The 20,829-nt window shown below is 71.4% G+C and carries 18 protein-coding genes; 12 read left to right on the top strand and 6 right to left on the bottom strand.

Features of this window, described 5'->3' with window-relative positions; translation table 11 throughout:
* Positions 1 to 38 precede the first annotated feature (38 nt).
* The gene (locus ACIBAG_RS45330; RefSeq protein WP_399113966.1) at positions 39 to 671 is read right to left on the bottom strand and encodes a phosphatase PAP2 family protein; all 633 of its coding nucleotides are present in this window, start codon (positions 669 to 671) and stop codon (positions 39 to 41) included.
* A gap of 186 nt (positions 672 to 857) precedes the next feature.
* Between ACIBAG_RS45330 and ACIBAG_RS45325 the strand changes: the two genes are divergently transcribed.
* Positions 858 to 1,691 (top strand): hypothetical protein, encoded by an 834-nt coding sequence (locus tag ACIBAG_RS45325; protein ID WP_399113964.1) that lies wholly within the window; start codon positions 858 to 860, stop codon positions 1,689 to 1,691.
* Positions 1,692 to 1,775: 84 nt separating this feature from the next.
* On the opposite strand, the gene disA is transcribed toward ACIBAG_RS45325, so the two are convergent.
* Both disA and radA read right to left on the bottom strand, forming a co-directional pair.
* Complete coding sequence (gene disA, locus ACIBAG_RS45320; protein ID WP_399113963.1) at positions 1,776 to 2,900, bottom strand: DNA integrity scanning diadenylate cyclase DisA; 1,125 nt, start codon at positions 2,898 to 2,900, stop codon at positions 1,776 to 1,778.
* Positions 2,901 to 2,981: 81 nt separating this feature from the next.
* A complete protein-coding gene (gene radA, locus ACIBAG_RS45315; RefSeq protein WP_399113962.1) occupies positions 2,982 to 4,391 on the bottom strand; it encodes a DNA repair protein RadA in 1,410 nt (469 codons plus the stop codon).
* Between the two features lie 272 nt (positions 4,392 to 4,663).
* Between radA and ACIBAG_RS45310 the strand changes: the two genes are divergently transcribed.
* Positions 4,664 to 6,424 (top strand): hypothetical protein, encoded by a 1,761-nt coding sequence (locus ACIBAG_RS45310; RefSeq protein WP_399113961.1) that lies wholly within the window; start codon positions 4,664 to 4,666, stop codon positions 6,422 to 6,424.
* A gap of 93 nt (positions 6,425 to 6,517) precedes the next feature.
* Here the strand turns inward: ACIBAG_RS45310 and ACIBAG_RS45305 are convergent, their stop codons facing one another.
* Positions 6,518 to 7,378, bottom strand: a complete 861-nt coding sequence (locus ACIBAG_RS45305; protein WP_399113959.1) for a hypothetical protein — start codon at positions 7,376 to 7,378, stop codon at positions 6,518 to 6,520.
* A gap of 83 nt (positions 7,379 to 7,461) precedes the next feature.
* Here ACIBAG_RS45305 and ACIBAG_RS45300 point away from each other — a divergent pair, with 83 nt between their 5' ends.
* The 4 genes from ACIBAG_RS45300 to ilvD all read left to right on the top strand — a co-directional run bounded on the left by ACIBAG_RS45300 (position 7,462) and on the right by ilvD (position 12,143).
* A complete protein-coding gene (locus tag ACIBAG_RS45300; protein ID WP_399113957.1) occupies positions 7,462 to 8,394 on the top strand; it encodes a Ppx/GppA family phosphatase in 933 nt (310 codons plus the stop codon).
* 245 nt (positions 8,395 to 8,639) lie between these two features.
* Complete coding sequence (locus ACIBAG_RS45295; protein WP_399113955.1) at positions 8,640 to 9,464, top strand: sugar phosphate isomerase/epimerase family protein; 825 nt, start codon at positions 8,640 to 8,642, stop codon at positions 9,462 to 9,464.
* Positions 9,461 to 10,087 (top strand): TetR family transcriptional regulator, encoded by a 627-nt coding sequence (locus tag ACIBAG_RS45290; protein WP_399113954.1) that lies wholly within the window; start codon positions 9,461 to 9,463, stop codon positions 10,085 to 10,087. Before ACIBAG_RS45295 ends, ACIBAG_RS45290 begins: the two co-directional genes overlap by 4 nt.
* A 202-nt stretch (positions 10,088 to 10,289) precedes the next feature.
* Positions 10,290 to 12,143, top strand: coding sequence for a dihydroxy-acid dehydratase (gene ilvD, locus ACIBAG_RS45285; protein WP_399113952.1), 1,854 nt, complete (start codon positions 10,290 to 10,292; stop codon positions 12,141 to 12,143).
* Between the two features lie 67 nt (positions 12,144 to 12,210).
* Here the strand turns inward: ilvD and ACIBAG_RS45280 are convergent, their stop codons facing one another.
* On the bottom strand, positions 12,211 to 14,355 hold the full coding sequence (locus ACIBAG_RS45280; protein ID WP_399113950.1) for a PQQ-binding-like beta-propeller repeat protein: 2,145 nt from the start codon (positions 14,353 to 14,355) through the stop codon (positions 12,211 to 12,213).
* Between the two features lie 182 nt (positions 14,356 to 14,537).
* Here ACIBAG_RS45280 and ACIBAG_RS45275 point away from each other — a divergent pair, with 182 nt between their 5' ends.
* From ACIBAG_RS45275 to proC, 6 genes are all read left to right on the top strand, one after another.
* Positions 14,538 to 14,930 (top strand): SH3 domain-containing protein, encoded by a 393-nt coding sequence (locus tag ACIBAG_RS45275; RefSeq protein ID WP_399113948.1) that lies wholly within the window; start codon positions 14,538 to 14,540, stop codon positions 14,928 to 14,930.
* A 128-nt stretch (positions 14,931 to 15,058) separates the two neighbouring features.
* On the top strand, positions 15,059 to 15,562 hold the full coding sequence (locus tag ACIBAG_RS45270; protein WP_399113946.1) for an EamA/RhaT family transporter: 504 nt from the start codon (positions 15,059 to 15,061) through the stop codon (positions 15,560 to 15,562).
* A 72-nt stretch (positions 15,563 to 15,634) separates the two neighbouring features.
* Entirely contained in the window at positions 15,635 to 16,405 is a 771-nt protein-coding gene (locus tag ACIBAG_RS45265) for a class I SAM-dependent methyltransferase (RefSeq protein WP_399113945.1), read from the top strand.
* A 204-nt stretch (positions 16,406 to 16,609) separates the two neighbouring features.
* A complete protein-coding gene (locus tag ACIBAG_RS45260) occupies positions 16,610 to 17,419 on the top strand; it encodes an ABC transporter ATP-binding protein (RefSeq protein WP_399113943.1) in 810 nt (269 codons plus the stop codon).
* A complete protein-coding gene (locus ACIBAG_RS45255; RefSeq protein ID WP_399113941.1) occupies positions 17,416 to 18,207 on the top strand; it encodes an ABC transporter permease in 792 nt (263 codons plus the stop codon). The genes ACIBAG_RS45260 and ACIBAG_RS45255 overlap by 4 nt, the downstream gene beginning before the upstream one ends.
* A gap of 172 nt (positions 18,208 to 18,379) precedes the next feature.
* On the top strand, positions 18,380 to 19,195 hold the full coding sequence (proC, locus tag ACIBAG_RS45250; RefSeq protein ID WP_399113939.1) for a pyrroline-5-carboxylate reductase: 816 nt from the start codon (positions 18,380 to 18,382) through the stop codon (positions 19,193 to 19,195).
* A gap of 43 nt (positions 19,196 to 19,238) precedes the next feature.
* Here the strand turns inward: proC and trpS are convergent, their stop codons facing one another.
* Positions 19,239 to 20,276: a tryptophan--tRNA ligase gene (gene trpS, locus ACIBAG_RS45245; RefSeq protein ID WP_399113937.1), complete on the bottom strand. Its 1,038-nt coding sequence runs from the start codon at positions 20,274 to 20,276 to the stop codon at positions 19,239 to 19,241.
* Positions 20,277 to 20,829 lie beyond the last annotated feature (553 nt).

The raw sequence follows: 20,829 nt of genomic DNA, 5'->3' as shown, positions 1-20,829 counted from the left end.
CGGTCGAGTCGTGAGGCGGGTTGGGGAGTCGTGGGGGCTCAGCGCACGTCGTACGTCGGGCGGCGCTGTGACCCCGGGCCCGTGAACCACCGCACGGCAGGCGCCGACGAGGCGCGCATCGTCTCGGCCAGCCGGGCCGCTGGACGGGCGCCGAGCCGTACGGCGGCCACGGCGACGACCGCACCGAGGACGAGACCCGCCACGACGTCGTGCGGGTAGTGCACCCCGACGAAGACCCGGGAGAAGGCCATCAGCAGGGCCAGGGGAGCCGTCAGCCGGATCAGCGCGCGCCGGGTCAGGGCCAGGGCGACGGCTGCTGCTCCCGCGATGGTGGCGTGGTTGCTGGGGAAGGACCAGTCGCCGGGCGATGGGCAGGCGCTGAGCGGAGCGGTCGCGTCCGGCACTGCCCGGCACGGACGGTCCTGCGTGACAACGGACTTGAGCACCTCACTGCACACGTACGCCACAGCCGTGGCCACAGGTGCAAGGACCGCGATCGCGAAGTCACGGGCGCTGTCGCCCCTGGCTCGCCACCACGTCGCGGCGAACAGCGCGGCGAACAGCAGCAGTCCGGCCTCCGTCCATATCTCGGCGGTGTGCTGTACCCACGTTGGGGTGTCGTGGGCGAAGTCGGTGATGTCGCGGTAGAGCTCGGCGTCCTCGAAGTCCATGGTCACGGACCGTAGGCGGCGGGTCGATACCGTCACATCCTGCGATCGGCAGATGCCGCCCCTGACGGAAGACAGGGGTGGAACGGCCGCCCCCGGGCGGTTTCCAGGATGATGATCCGGAAAAGTTGCGGCTCTCGGCGGCGGGTGGAGCAGGCTGACGCACCGATCTCTCGTACAGTTTGCGCCGTGGGATCTCTGCGCAATCCGGTCGGGCCGCTTCCCTCCTCCATCTACTGGCGACGGAGGGCCGTACTGCTGTCTGTGGTCGCCCTGTTGGCGCTGCTGGTCACCTGGGTGCTCGCATCGGGTGGCGGCGGCGACAAGAACACCGCGGGCGGGTCGGACGGCAAGAATCCCGCGCCCTCGACGATCACGCCGGGCCCGTCGGGATCGGGACCGGCGATCAGTCAGGCGCCGGGGGGCCGTGACGAGTCGCCGGGCGGTGGGGATTCCGGTGGGTCGGGGTCAGGTGACGGCTCCGGTTCCGGCGACGGCAGCGGGTCCGGGGACGGTGCCGGGGACTCCGGCGGCTCGGACGGCTCGGGCAGCGGATCCGCGGGGGGCGGCTCGGGCAGCGGTGTCGGTGTGGACGACACGGTCGCCGAGGGCTCCACGCTGCCCGACTGCATCGCGGGCCAGGTGAAGTTGACGGTGCGGAGCCTGCACAACGCGTACGAGCCCGGCGAGACACCGGCCCTGCTGCTGACGGCGACGAACTCCTCCACCTACGACTGCAAGGTCGATCTCGGCCCACGGAACGCGGTGGTGACGATCACTCAGGCGGGCGCCGAGGACGACTTCTGGGCCTCCGACGACTGCCCCAAGATCTCCCGCAGTCTGCCCTTCCGGGTGCCCGCCGGTTCGAGCATCACCTACACGGTGAAGTGGGACCGCACCGCGAGCGCCCCGCAGTGCGCGACACCGGCCGCCGGAACGGCTCAGGCAGGCACGTATCTGGTGGAGGCGAAGACACCGGGCTTCGACACGGCCCAGACATCGTTCGTGCTGGAGAACGACTAGCGGGTCGTTCGCAAGGGGAGGCACCCCGTAGCGCCGGGCGCTCGGTCTGCGCATCGCCCGGCCTCAGCATCGAAGGGGTGAGCCTCAGACGTAGCGCTCCAGAATCGAGCTCTCCGCAAGCCGCGAAAGCCCCTCCCGCACACTCCGTGCCCGCGCCTCGCCGACCCCGTCCACCGTCTGCAAGTCGTCCACGCTGGCGGCGAGAAGCTTCTGCAGCCCACCGAAGTGCTCCACCAGCCGATCGATGATCGCCCCTGGCAGCCGCGGCACCTTGGCCAGCAGCCGGAACCCACGCGGCGACACCGCCGAGTCCAGCGCCTCGGGCGAGCCCGTGTAACCCAACGCCCGTGCCACCGTGGCGAGTTCCAGAAGCTCGGCATGCGTGAGGGCGTCCAGCTCGTACAGCGCCTCGTCCACCGTGCGGGACCGCTTGGCCGTCGGCTCGGGGACGTAATCGCGCACCACGAGCTCCCGCTCGGGCTCCACGCCCGCGATCAACTCGTCCAACTGGAGCGCCAGAAGACGCCCGTCGGTGCCCAGCTCCACCACGTACTCGGCGATCTCGGTCGCGATCCGGCGCACCATCTCCAGCCGCTGGGCGACCGCGGAGACGTCGCGGACCGTCACCAGGTCCTCGATCTCCAGCGCTGACAACGTTCCCGCGACCTCGTCGAGGCGGAGCTTGTAGCGCTCCAGGGTGGCCAGGGCCTGGTTGGCACGGGAGAGGATCGCGGCCGAGTCCTCCAGGACGCGGCGCTGACCGTCGACGTACAGGGCGATCAGCCGCATCGACTGGGACACGGACACGACCGGGAAGCCGACCTGCTTGCTGACCCGGTCCGCCGTGCGGTGCCGGGTGCCCGTCTCCTCCGTCGGGATCGTCGCGTCGGGCACGAACTGCACGCCCGCCCGCAGGATCTTCGACAGGTCGGACGACAGCACGATGCCGCCGTCGAGCTTGCACAGCTCCCGCAGCCGCGTCGCCGTGAACTCGACATCCAGGACGAATCCGCCCGTACACATCGTCTCTACGGTCTTGTCGAAGCCGAGCACGATGAGCCCGCCGGTGTTGCCGCGGAGCACTCGCTCCAGCCCGTCGCGAAGGCCCGTGCCCGGAGCCACGGCGCTCAGTGAGGCGCGCATCAGGCCATCGGAACCGGCACTCCCACCGGACTTTCCGGGAGCTGCTACCCGGTCGTTGGCTGCCACTGCACTCCTCCGGTCGCAGGTTCTGGGGCGCTCCCGTTTCGCACACTCTGTTCGTACGGACGGGCGAGACCAGGGCAAAGTCTACCGGCGGTCCTCCGCGTCCCGTGGGGCCTCTCGGCGACGCGAGCGCGGAAGGACCCGGAGGGCGTCCCCTATGTCGGCCACTTCCAGCACCTTCATGCCCGAAGGGATCTTGCCCGGATCGCCCGGCACGAGCGCGTGCGTGAAGCCCAGGCGGTGCGCCTCGGCGAGCCTGCGCTGCACGCCCGTGACCCGTCTGACCTCGCCCGCGAGCCCCACCTCGCCGATCGCGACGAGGTTCTTGGGCAGCGGGGTGTCGCTGGCGGCGGAGGCCAGGGCCAGGGCGACGGCGAGGTCCGCCGCGGGCTCCGAGAGTCTCACCCCGCCGACCGTCGCGGAGTAGATGTCCCGCTTGCCGAGCGCGCTGATCCGGCCCCGCTGCTCCAGCACGGCCAGCATCATCGAGACGCGCGAGGTCTCCAGACCGGACGTCGTGCGGCGGGGGGAGGGGATCTGTGAGTCGACCGTGAGCGCCTGGACTTCGGCGACCAGGGGGCGGCGGCCCTCCAGGGTGACCGTCAGGCAGGTGCCGGGGACCGGTTCGTCACGACGAGTCAGGAAAAGTCCGCTTGGGTCGGCAAGGCCCGTGATGCCCTCATCGTGCAGTTCGAAGCAGCCGACCTCGTCCGTCGCGCCGTAGCGGTTCTTGACCCCGCGCACGAGGCGCAGGCGCGCGTGCCGGTCGCCCTCGAAGTGGAGCACCACGTCCACGAGGTGTTCCAGGAGGCGGGGTCCGGCGATGGCCCCGTCCTTCGTGACGTGTCCCACGAGCAGCGTGGACATGCCGCGCTCCTTGGAGGCCCGGATGAGGGCGCCGGCCACCTCCCGGACCTGCGCCATGCCGCCGGGCGCACCGTCGATCTCCGGGGAGGCCACCGTCTGTACGGAGTCGAGGATGAGCAGTGAGGGCTTCACCGCGTCCAAGTGTCCGAGGACGGCGGCCAGATCGGTCTCGGCGGCGAGATAGAGATGGTCGTCCAGGGCGCCGATGCGGTCGGCGCGCAGCCGGACCTGGCTGGCCGACTCCTCACCGGTGACGTACAGCGTGCGGTGCTCGTCGCTCGCCGACTTGGCCGCCACGTCGAGCAGCAGCGTGGACTTCCCGACGCCGGGCTCGCCCGCGAGGAGCACCACCGCGCCGGGCACCAGTCCGCCGCCGAGGACGCGGTCCAGCTCGGGTACGCCGGTGGACCGCGCGGTCGCCTGCCGGCCGTCGACCTGCCCGATGGGCAGCGCGGACGACGTCACCCGCCCCGGTGCCGTCGTACGGACCGCGGGCGCGCCGTACTCCTCGACCGTCCCCCACGCCTGGCACTCGGGGCAGCGGCCGAGCCACTTGGCCGTCTGCCAGCCGCACTCCGTGCAGCGGTAGGACGGGCGGTCCTTCGTGGTCTTGGTACGGGCAGCCATGCGAAGAACCGTAACCGAGCCCACTGACAACGCCGTACGGCCGCACGCCCGCCCCCATCCGCGGTCGCCGCCAGCCAGGCTTCCGCGCCCGCCGCAACCCACTCTCGCCGTCGCCGCAACTCCGCTTTCGCCGCCGCCAGAGGGCCGTCTCGTCATGCACAAGCCACGGAATCCAGGGTTCCTGTCCCCGATTGAGGGATCGTTTCACCCGTATGGATTAAAAGAGCTAAAGCGGGAAGAAGGCGCCACCGCGAGCCCCCTACGGTCCACGAATGATGAGCAGCAGTACGGAAACCTCGACCCGCACCGCCGGCGCCCATCGAGCGCGCCGGGAGGCGCGTGATCGTGCGGCGACGCGCACGTCGGCGCAGCGGCCGCCCGCGCGCTACGAGCCGTATCTGGACGGGCTGTTCACCTACTGCCTGTCCGTCCTGTGCGACCACGACGCCGCGACCGCCGCCCTCGGTGACGCCCTCGCGCTCGCCGAGCGGCGCGGCCAGCGCGTGCCGGAGTCCGCCGCCGACCGGCGCCCCTGGCTGTACGCGCTGGCCCGGTGGGCGTGCCTGCGCAAGCTGGCCGAGGCCAAGCAGAAACGTCAGAGCAGCCATGCGGCGGGCCGGCACGGCACCCACCGGCAGACGGGGACGAAGTCCGCGGGACCGTCCGTCTCCGAGGAGGTCCAGGAGCAGCGGCGCGCCGAACTCGCCCTGCTCGCCTGGCCGGAGGCCGCCGGCACCACGCCGGAGCAGCGCGAGGCCCTCGAACTCGCCGTCCGCCACCACCTCGCCGCCCACGAGGTCGCCGCCGTCCTGGGCATGGACCGGGCCGCCGCCCGCGACCTGCTCGCCTCCGCCGCCTGCGAGGTCGAGCGCACGCGCGCGGCGCTCGCCGTCGTGGAGACCGGCGCCTGTCCGAGCGTCGCCCGGCTCACCGGCGACAACCAGCTGGTGCTCAGCACGGCCCTGCGCCGCGAACTCGTCCGGCACGTCGACGACTGCCCCCGCTGCCGCCGCACCGCCGAGCGCGCGATCCCCGGCCGGTGGCCCGGCGCGAGCGTCACCCCCGCCGAACTGCCCGTCCTGCAGGCGCCCCGCGCGGCCCTGCACCTGGCCCTGACGCACCACTCGCGCGCGCGGGGCGCCGCTGTGCCGCGCTTCGACCGGCGTGGCTTCCCGATGGACCCCAAGGACCGTGCCGCCCGCCGGGACCGGCTACGCGCGCGTGCCGTCACCACGACCGTCGTCGCCACCGTCGTCGCCGCCCCGGTCCTCGCCCTGTGGGCCGCCTACCGGGGCACCCCGACCGGCGAGGGCGTCGACGGCCACTCGGCCAGCGCGAGCGAGGCGCACGGCCCCGGCACCCTCGACGGCGAGGCGGCGGACGGCGGCTACGAGAACGCCGGCAACGCGAGCCCGGACCGCGGCTTCGGCGACCGCGACGAACCGGACGTCTCCGTGGAGGTCATCGGCGTCAGCGGCGCGGGCGGAAGGAACGTCGGGCAGCTGGAGGTGTCGGCCGGCAACAGCGGCGACACCACGCTCGTCACCCTGACGGCGACGGGGCGCACGCCGGTGCGCTGGTCCGCGACCACCGGAGCGCACTGGCTCTATCTGAGCCGGTCGGCGGGAACGCTGGCACCCGGCGAGTCGTTGACGATCAAGGTGTACGTCGACCATCTGCGCGAGCCGTCCGGGCACTGGAGCGCGCGCGTGGCGATCTCACCCGCCGGCGCCGTCGTCTCCATCGAGGGCTACGGCACCGCCCCCAGCCCCTCCGACCCGGGACCCGGCCCGGACCCGTATCCCACCGATCCCACCCACCCCGGCAACCCGACCGACCCCCCGCCCTCGTCCCCCGGGCCCGATCCGACGCCGACGACCTCGGCCCCGCCCGACCCCATGCCCAGCGAGCCGCCGCCCTCGTCGCCCGATCCGTCGCCCACGACCGGCGACCCGTCGCCGTCCGGCCCCTCCGACCCGGGCAGCTCGCCGCCGCCCGGCGGCAGCGGCGAACCGAGCCCGTCGGCGTCGTAGCGCGCCGGTCCGGTGGGCACGCCCAGGTGGGCTCTCCGGCCGACGGCGTCCGGGGCGACGGTGTCTTGGCCGACGGTCTCCTGGCCGGCGGTCCTAGTCGACGGGATCCGCCGGATGCGGTGCCAGCAACGGCAGCCGCGACGCCAGCCGCTCCTCGCACAGCTCGACGAGGCGGTCGTAGCCCGCCTTGCCCATCAGCTCGGTCAGCTCCGCCCGGTAGGACACGTACACCGGATCGCCCGCGCCGTGCGCCGAGGTCGCCGAGGTGCACCACCAGTGCAGGTCGTGGCCGCCCGGGCCCCAGCCGCGGCGGTCGTACTCGCCGATCGACACCTGGAGCACGCGCGTGTCGTCGGGCCGGTCGATCCAGTCGTAGGTCCGCCGGATCGGCAGCTGCCAGCAGACGTCCGGCTTGGTCTCCAGCGGCTCGCGGCCCTCCTTCAGGGCGAGGATGTGCAGCGAGCAGCCCGCGCCGCCCGGGAAGCCGGGCCGGTTCTGGAAGATGCAGGACCCCTGGTACGGGCGGGTCTGACGGTCCCCGTCCTCGTCCTCGGAGATCCAGCCGTGCGCCACGCCCTCGTCGTGGTGCTGCCAGATTTCCGGCGTGAGCCTCGCCACATGTTCGGCGACCCGCTTCTCGTCGTCCTCGTCGGAGAAGTGCGCGCCCAGCGTGCAGCAGCCGTCGTCCGCGCGGCCTGCCTGGATGCCCTGGCAGCCGCTGCCGAAGATGCAGTTCCAACGGGAGGTCAGCCATGTCAGATCGCAGCGGAAGACCTGCTCGTCGTCCGCCGGATCAGGGAACTCCACCCATGCGCGCGCGAAGTCGAGCCCCTTCTCGTCCGGTTCCGGGGAGCCCTTCTTGGGCTTCTTCGACTTCGTGGCTGCCTTTGCCTGCGAAGAACCCGCGGCGGATTTGGCCGTCTTGTCGTCCTTCGCCTTTTTCGTCTTTGGCACGGGTCCAGGGTACGGCGTCCGTACCTGCGCCTTCGAGGACGCAGGGGACGGAGGATCGACCGGGTGGCAGTAGCGTTCCGTACATGAGACTCGGTGTCCTCGACGTGGGATCTAACACGGTGCATCTGCTGGTGGTGGATGCGCATCCTGGCGCGCGCCCGCTGCCCGCGCATTCGCACAAGGCGGAACTGCGCCTGGCCCAACTCCTCGACGACAACGGGGCCATCGGTCCCGACGGGGTCGACAGGCTGGTCGGCGTCGTCCACGAGGCGCTGCAGGCGGCCGAGGACAAGGGTGTGGAGGAGGTCCTGCCGTTCGCGACGTCCGCGGTGCGGGAGGCCGGCAACGCCGATGACGTCCTCGCGCGCGTGAAGGACGAAACCGGGGTTGAGCTGCAGGTTCTCACCGGTGAGGAAGAGGCTCGGCTGACCTTCCTGGCCGCCCGGCGCTGGTTCGGCTGGTCGGCCGGGAAGCTGCTCGTGCTGGACATCGGAGGCGGCTCCCTGGAGATCGCGTTCGGCATGGACGAGGAGCCGGACGCGGCCGTGTCACTGCCGCTGGGCGCGGGCCGGCTGACCGCCGGCTGGCTGCCGGGCGACCCGCCCGACCCGGAGGCGATAAGGGCGCTACGACGGCATGTCCGCGCGCAGATCGCCCGCACGGTCGGCGAATTCAGCCGCTTCGGGACCCCCGACCACGTGGTCGCCACCTCCAAGACCTTCAAGCAACTGGCCCGCCTCGCCGGCGCGGCCCGCTCCGCGGAGGGCCTCTACGTCCAGCGCGACCTGAAGCGGGAGTCCCTGGAGGCCTGGGTCCCGCGCCTGGCCGGCATGACGGCCGCCCAGCGGGCGGAACTCCCGGGCGTCTCGGAGGGCCGCGCGGGCCAGCTCCTCGCGGGGGCGCTGGTGGCCGAGGGCGCGATGGACCTGTTCGGCGTGGAGACGCTGGAGATCTGCCCCTGGGCCCTGCGGGAGGGCGTGATCCTGCGGAAGCTGGACCACATGGGCGTGGGGTGACGGCTGCCTCCGGCGTTTCGGCCGGGGGTGTGTGCGACGGCTCGGCCGGCGGCGTCTGCGGCGGTTCGGTCGAGGGCACATGCGGCGCTCCGCGCGCGTGAACCCCACCACACCACCGCCCCCACCCCCCACTCCAAGCCCCCGGCATATGCCCAGTTCGCACCCCTGACCACCCGCACACCCCCATGGCGCCCCGACGCCCATCCGTTCCCCGGCCTCCAGCACGGCCCCGTACTCTGTCCCTCGTGGCAGAACCAGTGGTGCGCATCCCGGATGCGAAGGTCGCCCTCTCGACGGCCTCCGTCTATCCGGAGTCGACGGCAACGGCCTTCGAGATCGCCGCGCGCCTCGGCTACGACGGCGTCGAGGTCATGGTGTGGACCGACCCGGTCAGCCAGGACATGGAGGCGCTGCGCCGGCTCAGCGACTACCACCACATCCCGATCCTCGCCGTACACGCCCCTTGTCTGCTGATCACCCAGCGCGTGTGGTCCACCGACCCCTGGACCAAGCTCCAGCGCGCCCAGGCGGCCGCCGAGAAGCTGGGCGCCTCCACGGTCGTCGTACACCCGCCGTTCCGCTGGCAGCGCCAGTACGCCCGTGACTTCGTCGCCGGTATCTGGCGGATGGCGAACGAGACGGATGTGCGGTTCGCCGTCGAGAACATGTACCCCTGGCGCTACCGCGACCGCGAGATGCTCGCGTACGCCCCCGACTGGGACGTCACGAAGGACGACTACCGGCACTTCACGATCGATCTCAGCCATGCCGCGACCGCCCGCACCGACGCCCTTCAGATGATCGACCGCATGGGCGACCGGCTGGGCCATGTGCACCTAGCCGACGGCAGGGGCTCGGCCAAGGACGAGCACCTCGTCCCCGGCCGCGGCACCCAGCCCTGCGCCGAGGTGCTGGAGCGGCTCGCGCTCACCGGATTCGACGGCCACGTCGTCATCGAGGTCAACACCCGCCGCGCCATGTCCAGCGCCGAACGCGAGGCCGACCTCGCCGAGGCCCTCGCCTTCACGCGGCTGCACCTGGCCTCGGCGGTGAAGGTGCCCCGGCCGTGACCGACACCACCCCGGGCCAGGGCGGGGTGAGCTCCCGGCGCCGCGGCCGCCCCCCTCGTACCGAAGCCGCCGGCACCCGCGACCGCATCCTGAACGCGGCCCGCGAGGAGTTCTCCGAGCGCGGCTACGAGAAGACCTCCGTGCGCGGCATCGCCAAGGCGGCCGGCGTGGACTCGGCCCTCGTGCACCACTACTTCGGCACCAAGGAGCAGGTCTTCGAGGCGGCGGTGGAGGTCGCCTTCGCACCGGCCCTGAAGGTGCGGGACGCGGTGCTGGAAGGGCCGCTCGACGACGTCGGCGAGCGCATGACCCGCACCATCTTCGGGCTCTGGGAGAACCCGGTCACCCGCAAGCCGCTGCTCGCGATCGTCCGCTCGGCGGTCAACAACGAGGCCGCGGCCGCCGTCTTCCGGCGGCTCGTCTCCGCGCAGCTGATGCGCCGCATCGCCGGGGAGATCGACGCCCCGGACGCGGAACTGCGCGCCGAGCTGGCCGCCGCGCAGCTGGTGGGCGTCGCGATGCTGCGGTACGTCATCAAGATCGAGCCGATCGCGTCGGCGGACGTGGAGCAGATCATCGCGCGCGTGGCGCCCGTGGTGCAGGGGCATCTCACCGGCCGGTGACGGAGCGCCTTACCCGTCGTTGACGCTCGGAACAACTGTTCCGCGAGACATACGTCCCGTATTGCGGACACCTCGTCCCGCCCTCTGGATGACCGGCGTACGCTCGTTAGCAGTCAGAAGTCTCTGATCGCAGTCCCGCGCAGTCCCTGCAGTCCGTTGCAGTCTCTGCAATCCCTGGCAGTCCCTGAAGGAGCGAGCGACGATGCCCGAGCTGAGGTCCCGCACAGTCACCCACGGCCGCAACATGGCGGGCGCCCGCGCCCTTATGCGCGCCTCCGGTGTACCCGGTGCGGACATCGGCCGGAAGCCGATCATCGCGGTGGCGAACTCCTTCACCGAGTTCGTGCCCGGCCACACCCACCTGCAGCCCGTCGGCCGGATCGTCAGCGAGGCGATCAGGGAGGCCGGCGGCATCCCGCGCGAGTTCAACACGATCGCCGTCGACGACGGCATCGCCATGGGCCACGGCGGCATGCTGTACTCCCTGCCCTCCCGCGACCTGATCGCCGACTCGGTCGAGTACATGGTCGAGGCCCACTGCGCCGACGCCCTGATCTGCATCTCCAACTGCGACAAGATCACCCCGGGCATGCTGAACGCCGCCCTGCGGCTGAACATCCCCACGGTCTTCGTCTCCGGCGGCCCCATGGAGTCCGGCCGCGCCACCCTCGTGGACGGCACGGTCCGCACGCTCGACCTGGTCGACGCGATCTCCGACGCCGTGAACGACAAGATCTCGGACGAGGACATCCTCCGTATCGAGGAGAACGCCTGTCCGACCTGCGGCTCCTGCTCCGGCATGTTCACCGCCAACTCGATGAACTGCCTGACCGAGGCCATCGGCCTCTCCCTGCCCGGCAACGGTTCGGTCCTGGCCACCCACACGGCCCGCCGCGCGCTCTACGAGAACGCGGCCCGTACGGTCATGGACATCACCCGCCGCTACTACGAGCAGGACGACGAGACGGTCCTGCCCCGCTCCATCGCCTCCTTCGCGGCCTTCGAGAACGCCATGGCCCTCGACATCGCGATGGGCGGCTCCACCAACACGATCCTGCACCTGCTGGCCGCCGCCCAGGAGGCGGGCGTCCCGTTCGGCCTGGAGCAGATCGACGCCGTCAGCCGCCGGGTCCCGTGCCTCGCGAAGGTCGCACCCAACGTCGCCAAGGACCGCACGTACTACATGGAGGACGTGCACCGCGCCGGCGGCATCCCGGCCCTGCTGGGCGAGCTGCACCGCGCCGGGCTGCTCAACGAGGACGTCCACGCCGTCCACAGCCCGTCCCTGTCCGACTGGCTGAAGACCTGGGACGTGCGCGGCGGATCGCCCTCGCCGGAGGCCGTCGAACTGTGGCACGCCGCCCCCGGCTGCGTCCGCTCGGCGGAGGCCTTCTCGCAGTCCGAGCGCTGGGAGGCCCTCGACGAGGACGCCGAGGGCGGTTGCATCCGCAGCGCCGAGCACGCGTACTCGAAGGACGGCGGCCTCGCCGTCCTCCGGGGCAACCTGGCCGTCGACGGCTGTGTGGTGAAGACGGCCGGCGTCGACGAGTCGATCTGGACCTTCGAGGGCCCGGCGGTCGTCTGCGAGTCGCAGGAAGAGGCCGTCGAGAAGATCCTCAACAAGCAGGTCACCGACGGCGACGTCGTCGTCATCCGCTACGAGGGCCCCAAGGGCGGCCCCGGCATGCAGGAGATGCTCTACCCGACGTCCTTCCTCAAGGGCCGCGGCCTCGGCAAGACCTGCGCCCTGATCACCGACGGCCGCTTCTCCGGCGGCACCTCCGGTCTGTCCATCGGCCACGCCTCCCCGGAGGCCGCGTCCGGCGGCACGATCGCCCTCGTCGAGGACGGCGACCGCATTCGCATCGACATCCCGAACCGCTCGATCGAGTTGCTCGTCGACGACGCGGAACTCGCGCGCCGTGAGCAGGCGTTGGACGGGGCGTACGCCCCGAAGAACCGCGACCGCAAGGTGTCGGCGGCGCTGCGGGCCTACGCGGCGATGGCGACCAGCGCGGACAAGGGCGCGGTGCGGGACGTGACGAAGCTCGGCTGACGCTTCGCAGCGCGGGGCCGCCTCCTACTGAGCTGATTCCGGGGGGCGGCCCTTTCGCGCGTACGCATCACCAGTCAGCGGGGTTCCGGCCGTCCACGGCGAAGACGGTGCCGTCGGGGGCGGTGGCGTACACCTGGCCGTCGGCGAGCACGGGCTCGGGCAGGTCGGCCACCACCCGGTCCGGGTCCGCACCGAGCCGGGCCGGTGTCTGGCCCACGAGCCGGCCCTCGCGGGCGTCCACGGCGAGCAGCCTGCCGTCGGGTGCACTGACGTACACATTCCGGCCGTCGGCGACCGGCGACGACGTACGGACCACGGACGTCTGCAGACTCCAGAGCTGCTTGTGAGCCTCCATGTCCACGGCGGTCAGCGAACCGTCGCCGCCCATGAGGTACACGACGTTCCCGCGAACGGTGCCGTGCGCCTGCAGGAGGGGGAGGGGCAGTGCCACACGCCGCGAAGCCCGGTCGGCGGGGGAGTAGCGGACCACGTTTCGCGTGTCGCCGTAGATCCCCTCGACGGAAACGAAGAAGACCGACTCGTCCGACGAACCGACGAGCTCCAGCGTTCCCTTCAGCCGGGCGTCCCAGCGCACGTCGCCCGTGGCCGGGTCCACCGCGGTGACCCGCGTGCTCGACCCGTCGTCCGAGGTGCTCGTCATGTACGCCAGCGGGTCCCCGGCGAAGGAGGCGAAGTACGGCGCCGTGTGACCCGGTAGGACGCGGCTCCACTTCGGGTCGCCGGAAGTGCCGTCCACGCCGGTGAGGGTGCCGTCGGCCCCGCTGAGCAGCACCATGCCCCCGGCGGTCGCCGATGCGCCGTACACGGGCATGCGCTGCTCCCAACGGGGCTTGCCCGTGACGGGATCGAGCGCTTCCAGCCGACTGCCCGGTTCCGGCCAGGGCTGCACGAGACCGCCCACCACGGCCGGCGGTCCGCCCACGTGCGACGCGTCGACGGAATGCCGCCACAGCAGCCGGCCGTCCTCGGGGTCGAGCGCGAAGACGAGCCCGCTCTGCGCGCACAGCACCTTCCCCGCCCCGTACGCACACTGCGGCGTGCCCTTCGTGGGCGCCGGTGCCACGGCCCACCCGGCGAACCCGGCCGACGCGGTCCCCATGCTCCTGGGCTCCGGCGCCGGGTCCGTACCGCCGAGAAGCCGCACGGAGGCCAGCGCGACGACCGTGGCGAGACCGACGGCCCCGGCCCCGAGGGCCAGCAGCCGGCGCCGGCGCCTGCCGGGCGGCCGCTCGGCCTCGTGCAGCCGGTCCTCGCCACCCGCCCCCGCCGCCGGCCCCGGCTTCGATGCCGCCGCCGGCTCGGCCTCCGGCTGGTGCTTGTCGCCGTCCCGCTGCGCGGGAATGAAGGCCTGCGTGTCGTACGACGCCGCCACCGACCGCAGTTCCCGCATCAACTCGTCGGGCGTGGGCCGGTCCTCGGGTTCCTTGGCCAGGCACCGCAGCACGAGCGGCGCCAGATTCGCCGGTACGCCGGTCAGGTCCGGTTCGTCATGCACGACCTGGTAGGCGACGACGTACGGACTGTCGGAGTCGAACGGCCCCCGCCCCGTGGACGCGTGCACCAGCACGGACCCGAGCGCGAAGATGTCGGCCGCGGGCCCGACCTCCCGGGGCCGCCGGAACTGCTCCGGCGCCATGAAGGGCGGCGTACCGATCAACTTCCCGGTCTCGGTGCGCAGTTCGCTGTCCTTCGGCCGGGAAATACCGAAGTCGATGACCTTCGGCCCATCATCGGCGAGCAGCACATTGCTCGGTTTGAGGTCCCGGTGCACCACGCCGACCCGATGGATGTCACGCAGCGCCTCCGCCAGTCCCGCCATCAGTCGCCGCAGCTGCGCGGGCTCCATCGGCCCGTTCCGCTTGACGTGGTCGGAGAGGGTCGGCCCCGGGATGAACAGCGTGGCCATCCAAGGCCGTTCGGCCTCCGGATCGGCGTCCACGACGGGCGCGGTGAAGGCCCCGCTCACCCTGCGCGCCGCACCGACCTCCTGCCGGAAACGGCCCCTGAACTCGGGATCCCTCGCGAACTCGGCATGCACGACCTTCACCGCGAGCTGCATGCCCGAGGTGCTCCGCGCCAGATGTACGACCCCCATGCCGCCGGACCCCAGGCGTGACTCCAGGCGGTAGTGACCGGCGTACTCGGGAAGTTCCGCTTCCGCGCCCGCTCCGGCGTTCTGCTGTGGCGCCATGGGACCACCCCCGTGCTGTTCGTCCGCGCGCGCGACGCACGGAGCCTAGTCGATGACTCGTGCGAGACCGAGGCGGCTTGCTAGCCTCCGTGTTCCCATCACGCACATGTGTGCGTGGCGTGATTTAGGGGAATCAACGGGACCCCATGGGAGCCATGGGGATCAACGGGGGAGGTTTTTCCATGTCTGTGGACCGCGCTGAAGGGTTCGAGAGAGCCGAAGCGGCCGGCGTCGCCACCGAGGCCGGGACAGCCGAAGAGGCCGCCACGGCCATCACGGCCACGGCAACGACCGCCACGGCGGCCACCACGGTCACGGCCGCGGCGGTGCGCTACTACCAGGTCGCGCCGGGCGTCCGCCTGAACGTCCGCCGGGGCCCCGGCACCCAGTACCCGATCGTCCGCGTCCTGCCCGAGGGCGCCATGATCCCGATCTACTGCCAGACGCCGGGCACGACCGTGTCCGGCCCCTACGGCACGACGAACATCTGGGACAACATCGACGACGGCGAGTACGTCTCGGACGCCTATGTGAACACCGGCAGCGACGGCTACGTCCGACCGCGCTGCTCCTGATTCACGCGGGCTTCGGTCGCGCCGGACCGCGCCGGGTCGCTCCGGACCGGTCCGGAGCGACCCAAGACGATCCTGTCTCGCCGGAACCCGTACGGAGCCCGCGGCCACGCCGGAGCCATAATCGACTCGTGAGCGAGAAGAACGGCACCCCGGCCACCCCCGCGGGCTCCCCGGGCCCCCGCCCCGAGCCCCTCCGCTTCTTCGGCACGACCTGGGTGGACCACGACAACGGCTACACCGCCCGCCGTATCGCCGTGGCCGTCGGCTCCCTCGCCACCGCGGCCGCCTCCTGTCTGGTCCTGCGCTTCGCCTATGAGGGGATCCAGATCGCCGCGGTCGGCGGCTTCGTCACCGTCCTGGTCGTGGTGATGTTCGCGGTGTGCAGCGCCCTCGCCTTCCGCCACACCTGGGAGGGCTTCACCAAGCGCCCCGATCCCGACCGCCACGCCAGCCTCCGCAGCCTCCTCATGATCGGCTTCGTCGGCTCCCTCCTCGCGTACTTCTTCCGTTCCCTCACCGAGGCCCCCGGCGAGAAACTCCACCGCGAGGAGTACGAGAAGGCCCGCGAACAGCACCAGAGCCGCAGCACCCGCCGCACCGGCAACCCGGCGAAGAAGCGCCGCCGCCACTAGCCGGGCGGCCGCATCGACACCGTCCCGTACAAACTCGGTGCACCCGGCACCAACCACGGCCACCATGGCCGTATGACGGCCCCCTCACACACCGAGCGCGCCCGCTCCTTCGACGCCGCCGCAGCCCAGTACGCCGCGAACCGCCCCTCCTACCCGCCCGCCCTCTTCGACGCGATCGAGGACCTCGCCGGCCGCCCCCTCACCGGCGCACGCGTCGTCGACGTGGGAGCGGGCACAGGCATAGCCACCGCCCTTCTGCGAGAGCGCGGCGCCGACGTACTGGCCGTGGAACCCGGCGACGGCATGGCGGCCCAGTTCCGCCGCAGCCACCCCGACCTCACTATCGTCCGCGGCAACGGCAACGCCCTCCCCCTCGCCACCGCCTCCGCCGACTTCGTCACCTACGCCCAGGCCTGGCACTGGACGGACCCCGCCCACTCGGCCCCGGAGGCCCTCCGCGTACTGCGGCCGGGCGGCTCACTCGCCCTGTGGTGGAACAGCAGCCCCCTCGACATCCCGTGGCAGGCGGCACAGGCGGGCCGAATCGACCGCCGCTTCGGCGCCCACCCCGTCGTCGAGCAGGGCGGCAGTGGCGCCCGAGCCGCCATGGCCGACCCCACCGGCCGCCTCACCTTCACCCGCCGCAAGGTCCGCTGGAGCCGTCGCGTCCCCATCGACACACACCTGGCGAACCTCGGCAGCCACTCGATCTTCCTTGTCCACGGCCCACAGGCGAGCAACGCCTTCTTCGCCGAGGAGAAGCAGATCCTCCTCAGGGCCTTCCCGGACGGCTTCATCGAAGAGACCTACGACGTCGACCTCCTGGTCGCCAACACCCCCTGACTTCCCTCCCGGCCCCAGGCTCTTCCACGCCCGCCAGCACTCCTCCCGCCCCTCCCTTTCCCGCCCGTTCTCCCCCAAGGCCTCGGACACAGACCAGTGCCGAGCCGGGGAGGACGGGCGATCTGCATGCCTGGGGACCCGTCCGCACCGCCCGGCCCACCTCGGCGCTTGACGGCACAGCCCCACCGGAGGATTATTCATCACATGATGAATTACTCGTCCGTCCGATCCGACCCTCCCGACACCGCCACCACCCCGGCCATCCGAGCCGACGCCCTGAACGTCGTACGCGGCACCCGCCAAGTACTCCGCGACCTCGACTTCACCGTCCCGCGCGGCCAGATCACCGGCCTGCTCGGCCCGTCCGGCTGCGGCAAGACGACCCTCATGCGGGCGATCGTCGGCACCCAGGCCAAGGTCACCGGCACCCTGGACGTCCTCGGCCGCCCCGCCGGCCACCCCTCCCTGCGCACCCGCATCGGCTACGTCACCCAAGCTCCCTCCGTCTACGACGACCTGACGATCCGCCAGAACCTCGCCTACTTCGCCGCGATCCTCGACCCCGGCCACGCGGCCGCCGACCGGCGCCACGAGAACGTCACCCGAGCCATCGCCGACGTCGACCTCACCAGCCACGCCGACGCCCTGGCCGGCAACCTCTCCGGCGGCCAGCGCAGCCGCGTCTCCCTCGCGGTCGCCCTCCTCGGCACCCCCGAACTCCTCGTCCTGGACGAACCGACGGTCGGCCTGGACCCCGTCCTGCGCCGCGACCTCTGGAACCTCTTCCACGACATCGCCGCCTCCCGCGGCGCCACCCTCCTCATCTCTTCCCACGTCATGGACGAGGCCGAGCGCTGCCACCGCCTCCTCCTCATGCGCGAGGGCCGGATCCTCGCCGACGACACCCCCGAAGCCCTGCGCACCCGTACGAACTCCGAGACGGTCGAGGCGGCCTTCCTGCACCTGGTCGACGAGGCGGTCGCCGCCGCCCGCGCGAAGGAGACCACGCGATGACCACGACGACGAGCACAACCACCACGCTCAGGCCCGCCCCCACCGGCCCTCTGAACCTCGCCCGCACAACCGCCACCGCCGCCCGGGTCCTGCGCCAGCTCCTCCACGACCCGCGCACCATCGCCCTGATGCTCCTAGTGCCCTGCGTGATGCTGTTCCTGCTGCGCTACGTCTTCGACGGCAGCCCGCGCACCTTCGACAACATCGGCGCCTCCCTCCTCGGGATCTTCCCGTTGATCACGATGTTCCTGGTCACCTCCATCGCCACCCTGCGCGAACGCACCTCGGGCACCCTCGAACGTCTCCTCGCCATGCCTCTCGGCAAGGGCGACCTGATCGCCGGCTACGCCCTCGCCTTCGGCACCCTCGCGATCATCCAGTCCGCCCTGGCGACCGGACTCGCCCTGTGGTTCCTCGGCCTGGACGTCACCGGCAGCCCCTGGCTGCTCCTGCTCGTGGCCCTGCTCGACGCGCTGCTCGGCACCGCGCTCGGTCTCTTCGTCTCGGCCTTCGCGGCCTCCGAATTCCAGGCCGTCCAGTTCATGCCGGCCGTGATCTTCCCCCAGCTCCTCCTCTGCGGCCTGTTCACTCCCCGCGACAACATGCACCCGGCCCTGGAGGCCATCTCCAACGTCCTCCCCATGTCCTACGCGGTCGACGGCATGAACGAGGTCCTCAAGCACACCGACATGACCGCCAACTTCGTCCGCGACGCCCTGATCGTGGCGGGCTGCGCCCTCCTGGTCCTGGGCCTGGGCGCGGCGACCCTGCGACGCAGGACGGCATGACCGCCGCGGGCCCGGCCGCCCCCCAGCACGACGCTCCACCCCTCCGTCCGACTCCGTCCGCCTCCGTCCGCCTCCGCCCGACTCCGTCCGCCCACCGGACACGCCACCTCGAAAGCCGCCCCCGATGCGAGGATGAATCCGGACGACGCAACCCCCGGAGGGCACCCCAGCCATGACCCAGAAAGTCGCAGTCCTCGGCACCGGCAAGATCGGCGAAGCCCTGCTCAGCGGAATGATCCGCGGCGGCTGGGCCCCGGCCGACCTCCTGGTGACGGCCCGCCGCGCGGAACGAGCCGAAGAACTCCGCACCCGCTACGGAGTCACCCCCGTCACCAACGCGGAAGCCGCCAAGACCGCCGACACCCTGATCCTCACGGTCAAGCCGCAGGACATGGGCACCCTCCTCGACGAACTCGCCCCGCACGTCCCCCCCGACCGCCTGGTCATCAGCGGAGCCGCAGGCATCCCCACCTCCTTCTTCGAAGAGCGCCTCGCCGCAGGCACCCCGGTCGTCCGTGTCATGACGAACACGCCCGCCCTCGTCGACGAGGCCATGTCCGTCATCTCCGCGGGCAGCCACGCCAGCGAAGCCGACCTCGCCCACACCGAGGAGATCTTCGGCTCCGTGGGCAAGACGCTCCGCGTCCCCGAGTCCCAGCAGGACGCCTGCACCGCCCTCTCCGGCTCCGGCCCGGCGTACTTCTTCTACCTGGTCGAAGCCATGACGGACGCCGGCATCCTCCTCGGCCTGCCCCGCGACAAGGCACACGACCTCATCGTCCAGTCCGCGATCGGCGCCGCGACGATGCTCCGTGACAGCGGCGAACACCCCGTCAAACTCCGCGAGAACGTGACGTCCCCCGCCGGCACCACCATCAACGCCATCCGCGAACTCGAGAACCACGGCGTACGAGCCGCCCTCATCGCCGCACTCGAAGCGGCCCGCGACCGCAGCCGCGAACTCGCCTCCGGCAGCAACAACAAGTGACGCCCCCGCCGCCCCCTGCCCCAGGGGGCGGCGGAGCCCACCCCTACGCAGTCACCCCGATATCCGCGGCGACAGCGGCCGTCTCAGCAGCCGGCAGCAACCCGATCGCCCGATACGCGGCATCGACGGTCGGCCGCGCCATCGCCCGAGCCCGCTCCGCACCATCCCGCAGCACCCCCTCCACATAGCCAGGATCCGCGCACAGCTCCCTGTGCCTCTCCTGTACGGGCCTGAGGACCTCGACCACGGCCTCCGCGGTGGCTGACTTCAAAGCGCCGTACGACTCATATACACCGCTCAGCTCCATTGGGTTCCCAGCCGTGCACGCCGCCAGAATCTCCAGCAGATTCGCCACCCCCGGCCGCGCGTCCGGGTCGTACACGACCTCCCGCCCGCTGTCGGTCACCGCCCGCATGACCTTCTTCCGCACCACATCCGGCTCATCGAGCAGATAGACGATCCCCGGCCCGGAGTCATCGCTCTTGCCCATCTTCGACGCCGGATCCTGCAGATTCATCACCCGAGCCGCGACCGGCGGATGCGTGGCCCTGGGCACCACGAACGTGTGCCCGTACCGCTGGTTGAACCGCACGGCGAGGTCCCGCGTCAGCTCCACATGCTGCGTCTGATCGTCCCCGACCGGCACCTCCTCGGCCCCGTACGCCAGGATGTCCGCCGCCATCAGCACGGGATACGTCAGCAACGACAGCCGCACACTCCCGCCCCGCTCCCGCTCGCGCGCGGCTTTCTCCTTGTACTGGATCATCCGCCGCATCTCGCCGTCCGTGGCCACGCACTCCAGCACATACGACAGCCGCGCGTGCTCATCCACATGACTCTGTACGAACACGGTGCACAGCTCCGGATCCAGCCCCGCCGCCAGCAGCAACGTCGCCGCCTGCCGACTGAGCCTGCGCACCCGCGCCGGATCGTGGTCCACGGTCAGCGCGTGCAGATCGACGATGCAGAACAGCGCGTCGGCCCGGTGCTGATCGACGGCAGCCCACCGCCGCATGGCGCCCAGGTAGTTCCCCAGCGTCAGATGTCCGGTCGGCTTGACCCCACTGAAGACCCGCGTCATCCCTTCTCCACCTTCTGGTCGAGGCCGCCGTCCCCGGCCGGCCGACCCTCAGAAGCTCTGGAGGGAGATACGAGAACGGCCGCCGAGGCGGCGGCCGTTGAGTGCATACGTGAGTACGGCCGCCGTCAGGCGGCCCACCACAGTTGGGTGCACGTACGCGTCGTCATGCGTCCCAGACTACGCCTCGCGGGTGCCGAGCGGAGTGAAGTTGACACGCCATGACCCGATCCGTAGTGTTCTCCGAGTTGCCCGACGTGAGCGCCGACCACGGTCGGTCCCCGGGCAGCCATTCCGCAGGTACCACCACTATTCGACGACAGTCGCTCTGTCTGCCGTCGTCTCATTGGCATGCGTATTTGCGTAATGAGGAATCCGCGTTCGAAAGAGCGCAGCCCCCGATTAGGTCGGGAGCCAGGAATCCGCTAAAGTCTCACTCGTCGGAACGGCCCAACAGCCGCGAAGGCAAGCCCCGCTGACTGGGAGTCAGGCCCGAAAGGATCTGATAAAGTCGGAACCGCCGGAAAGGGAAACGCGAGAGCGGAAACCTGGAAAG

The organism is Streptomyces sp. NPDC051243, assembly GCF_044455405.1.
Lineage (GTDB): Bacteria > Actinomycetota > Actinomycetes > Streptomycetales > Streptomycetaceae > Streptomyces.
This window is presented reverse-complemented; position numbering and strand designations above follow the sequence as displayed.

Bases quoted from the DNA above. Each gene is read 5' to 3' on its own strand.
- ACIBAG_RS45330 (WP_399113966.1), bottom strand. From the start codon at position 671: ATGGACTTCGAGGACGCCGAGCTCTACCGCGACATCACCGACTTCGCC.
- radA (WP_399113962.1), bottom strand. From the start codon at position 4,391: ATGGCTGCCCGTACCAAGACCACGAAGGACCGCCCGTCCTACCGCTGC.
- ACIBAG_RS45310 (WP_399113961.1), top strand. From the start codon at position 4,664: ATGATGAGCAGCAGTACGGAAACCTCGACCCGCACCGCCGGCGCCCAT.
- ACIBAG_RS45300 (WP_399113957.1), top strand. From the start codon at position 7,462: ATGAGACTCGGTGTCCTCGACGTGGGATCTAACACGGTGCATCTGCTG.
- ilvD (WP_399113952.1), top strand. From the start codon at position 10,290: ATGCCCGAGCTGAGGTCCCGCACAGTCACCCACGGCCGCAACATGGCG.
- ACIBAG_RS45280 (WP_399113950.1), bottom strand. From the start codon at position 14,355: ATGGCGCCACAGCAGAACGCCGGAGCGGGCGCGGAAGCGGAACTTCCC.
- ACIBAG_RS45275 (WP_399113948.1), top strand. From the start codon at position 14,538: ATGTCTGTGGACCGCGCTGAAGGGTTCGAGAGAGCCGAAGCGGCCGGC.
- ACIBAG_RS45265 (WP_399113945.1), top strand. From the start codon at position 15,635: ATGACGGCCCCCTCACACACCGAGCGCGCCCGCTCCTTCGACGCCGCC.
- ACIBAG_RS45260 (WP_399113943.1), top strand. From the start codon at position 16,610: ATGATGAATTACTCGTCCGTCCGATCCGACCCTCCCGACACCGCCACC.
- ACIBAG_RS45255 (WP_399113941.1), top strand. From the start codon at position 17,416: ATGACCACGACGACGAGCACAACCACCACGCTCAGGCCCGCCCCCACC.
- proC (WP_399113939.1), top strand. From the start codon at position 18,380: ATGACCCAGAAAGTCGCAGTCCTCGGCACCGGCAAGATCGGCGAAGCC.
- trpS (WP_399113937.1), bottom strand. From the start codon at position 20,276: ATGACGCGGGTCTTCAGTGGGGTCAAGCCGACCGGACATCTGACGCTG.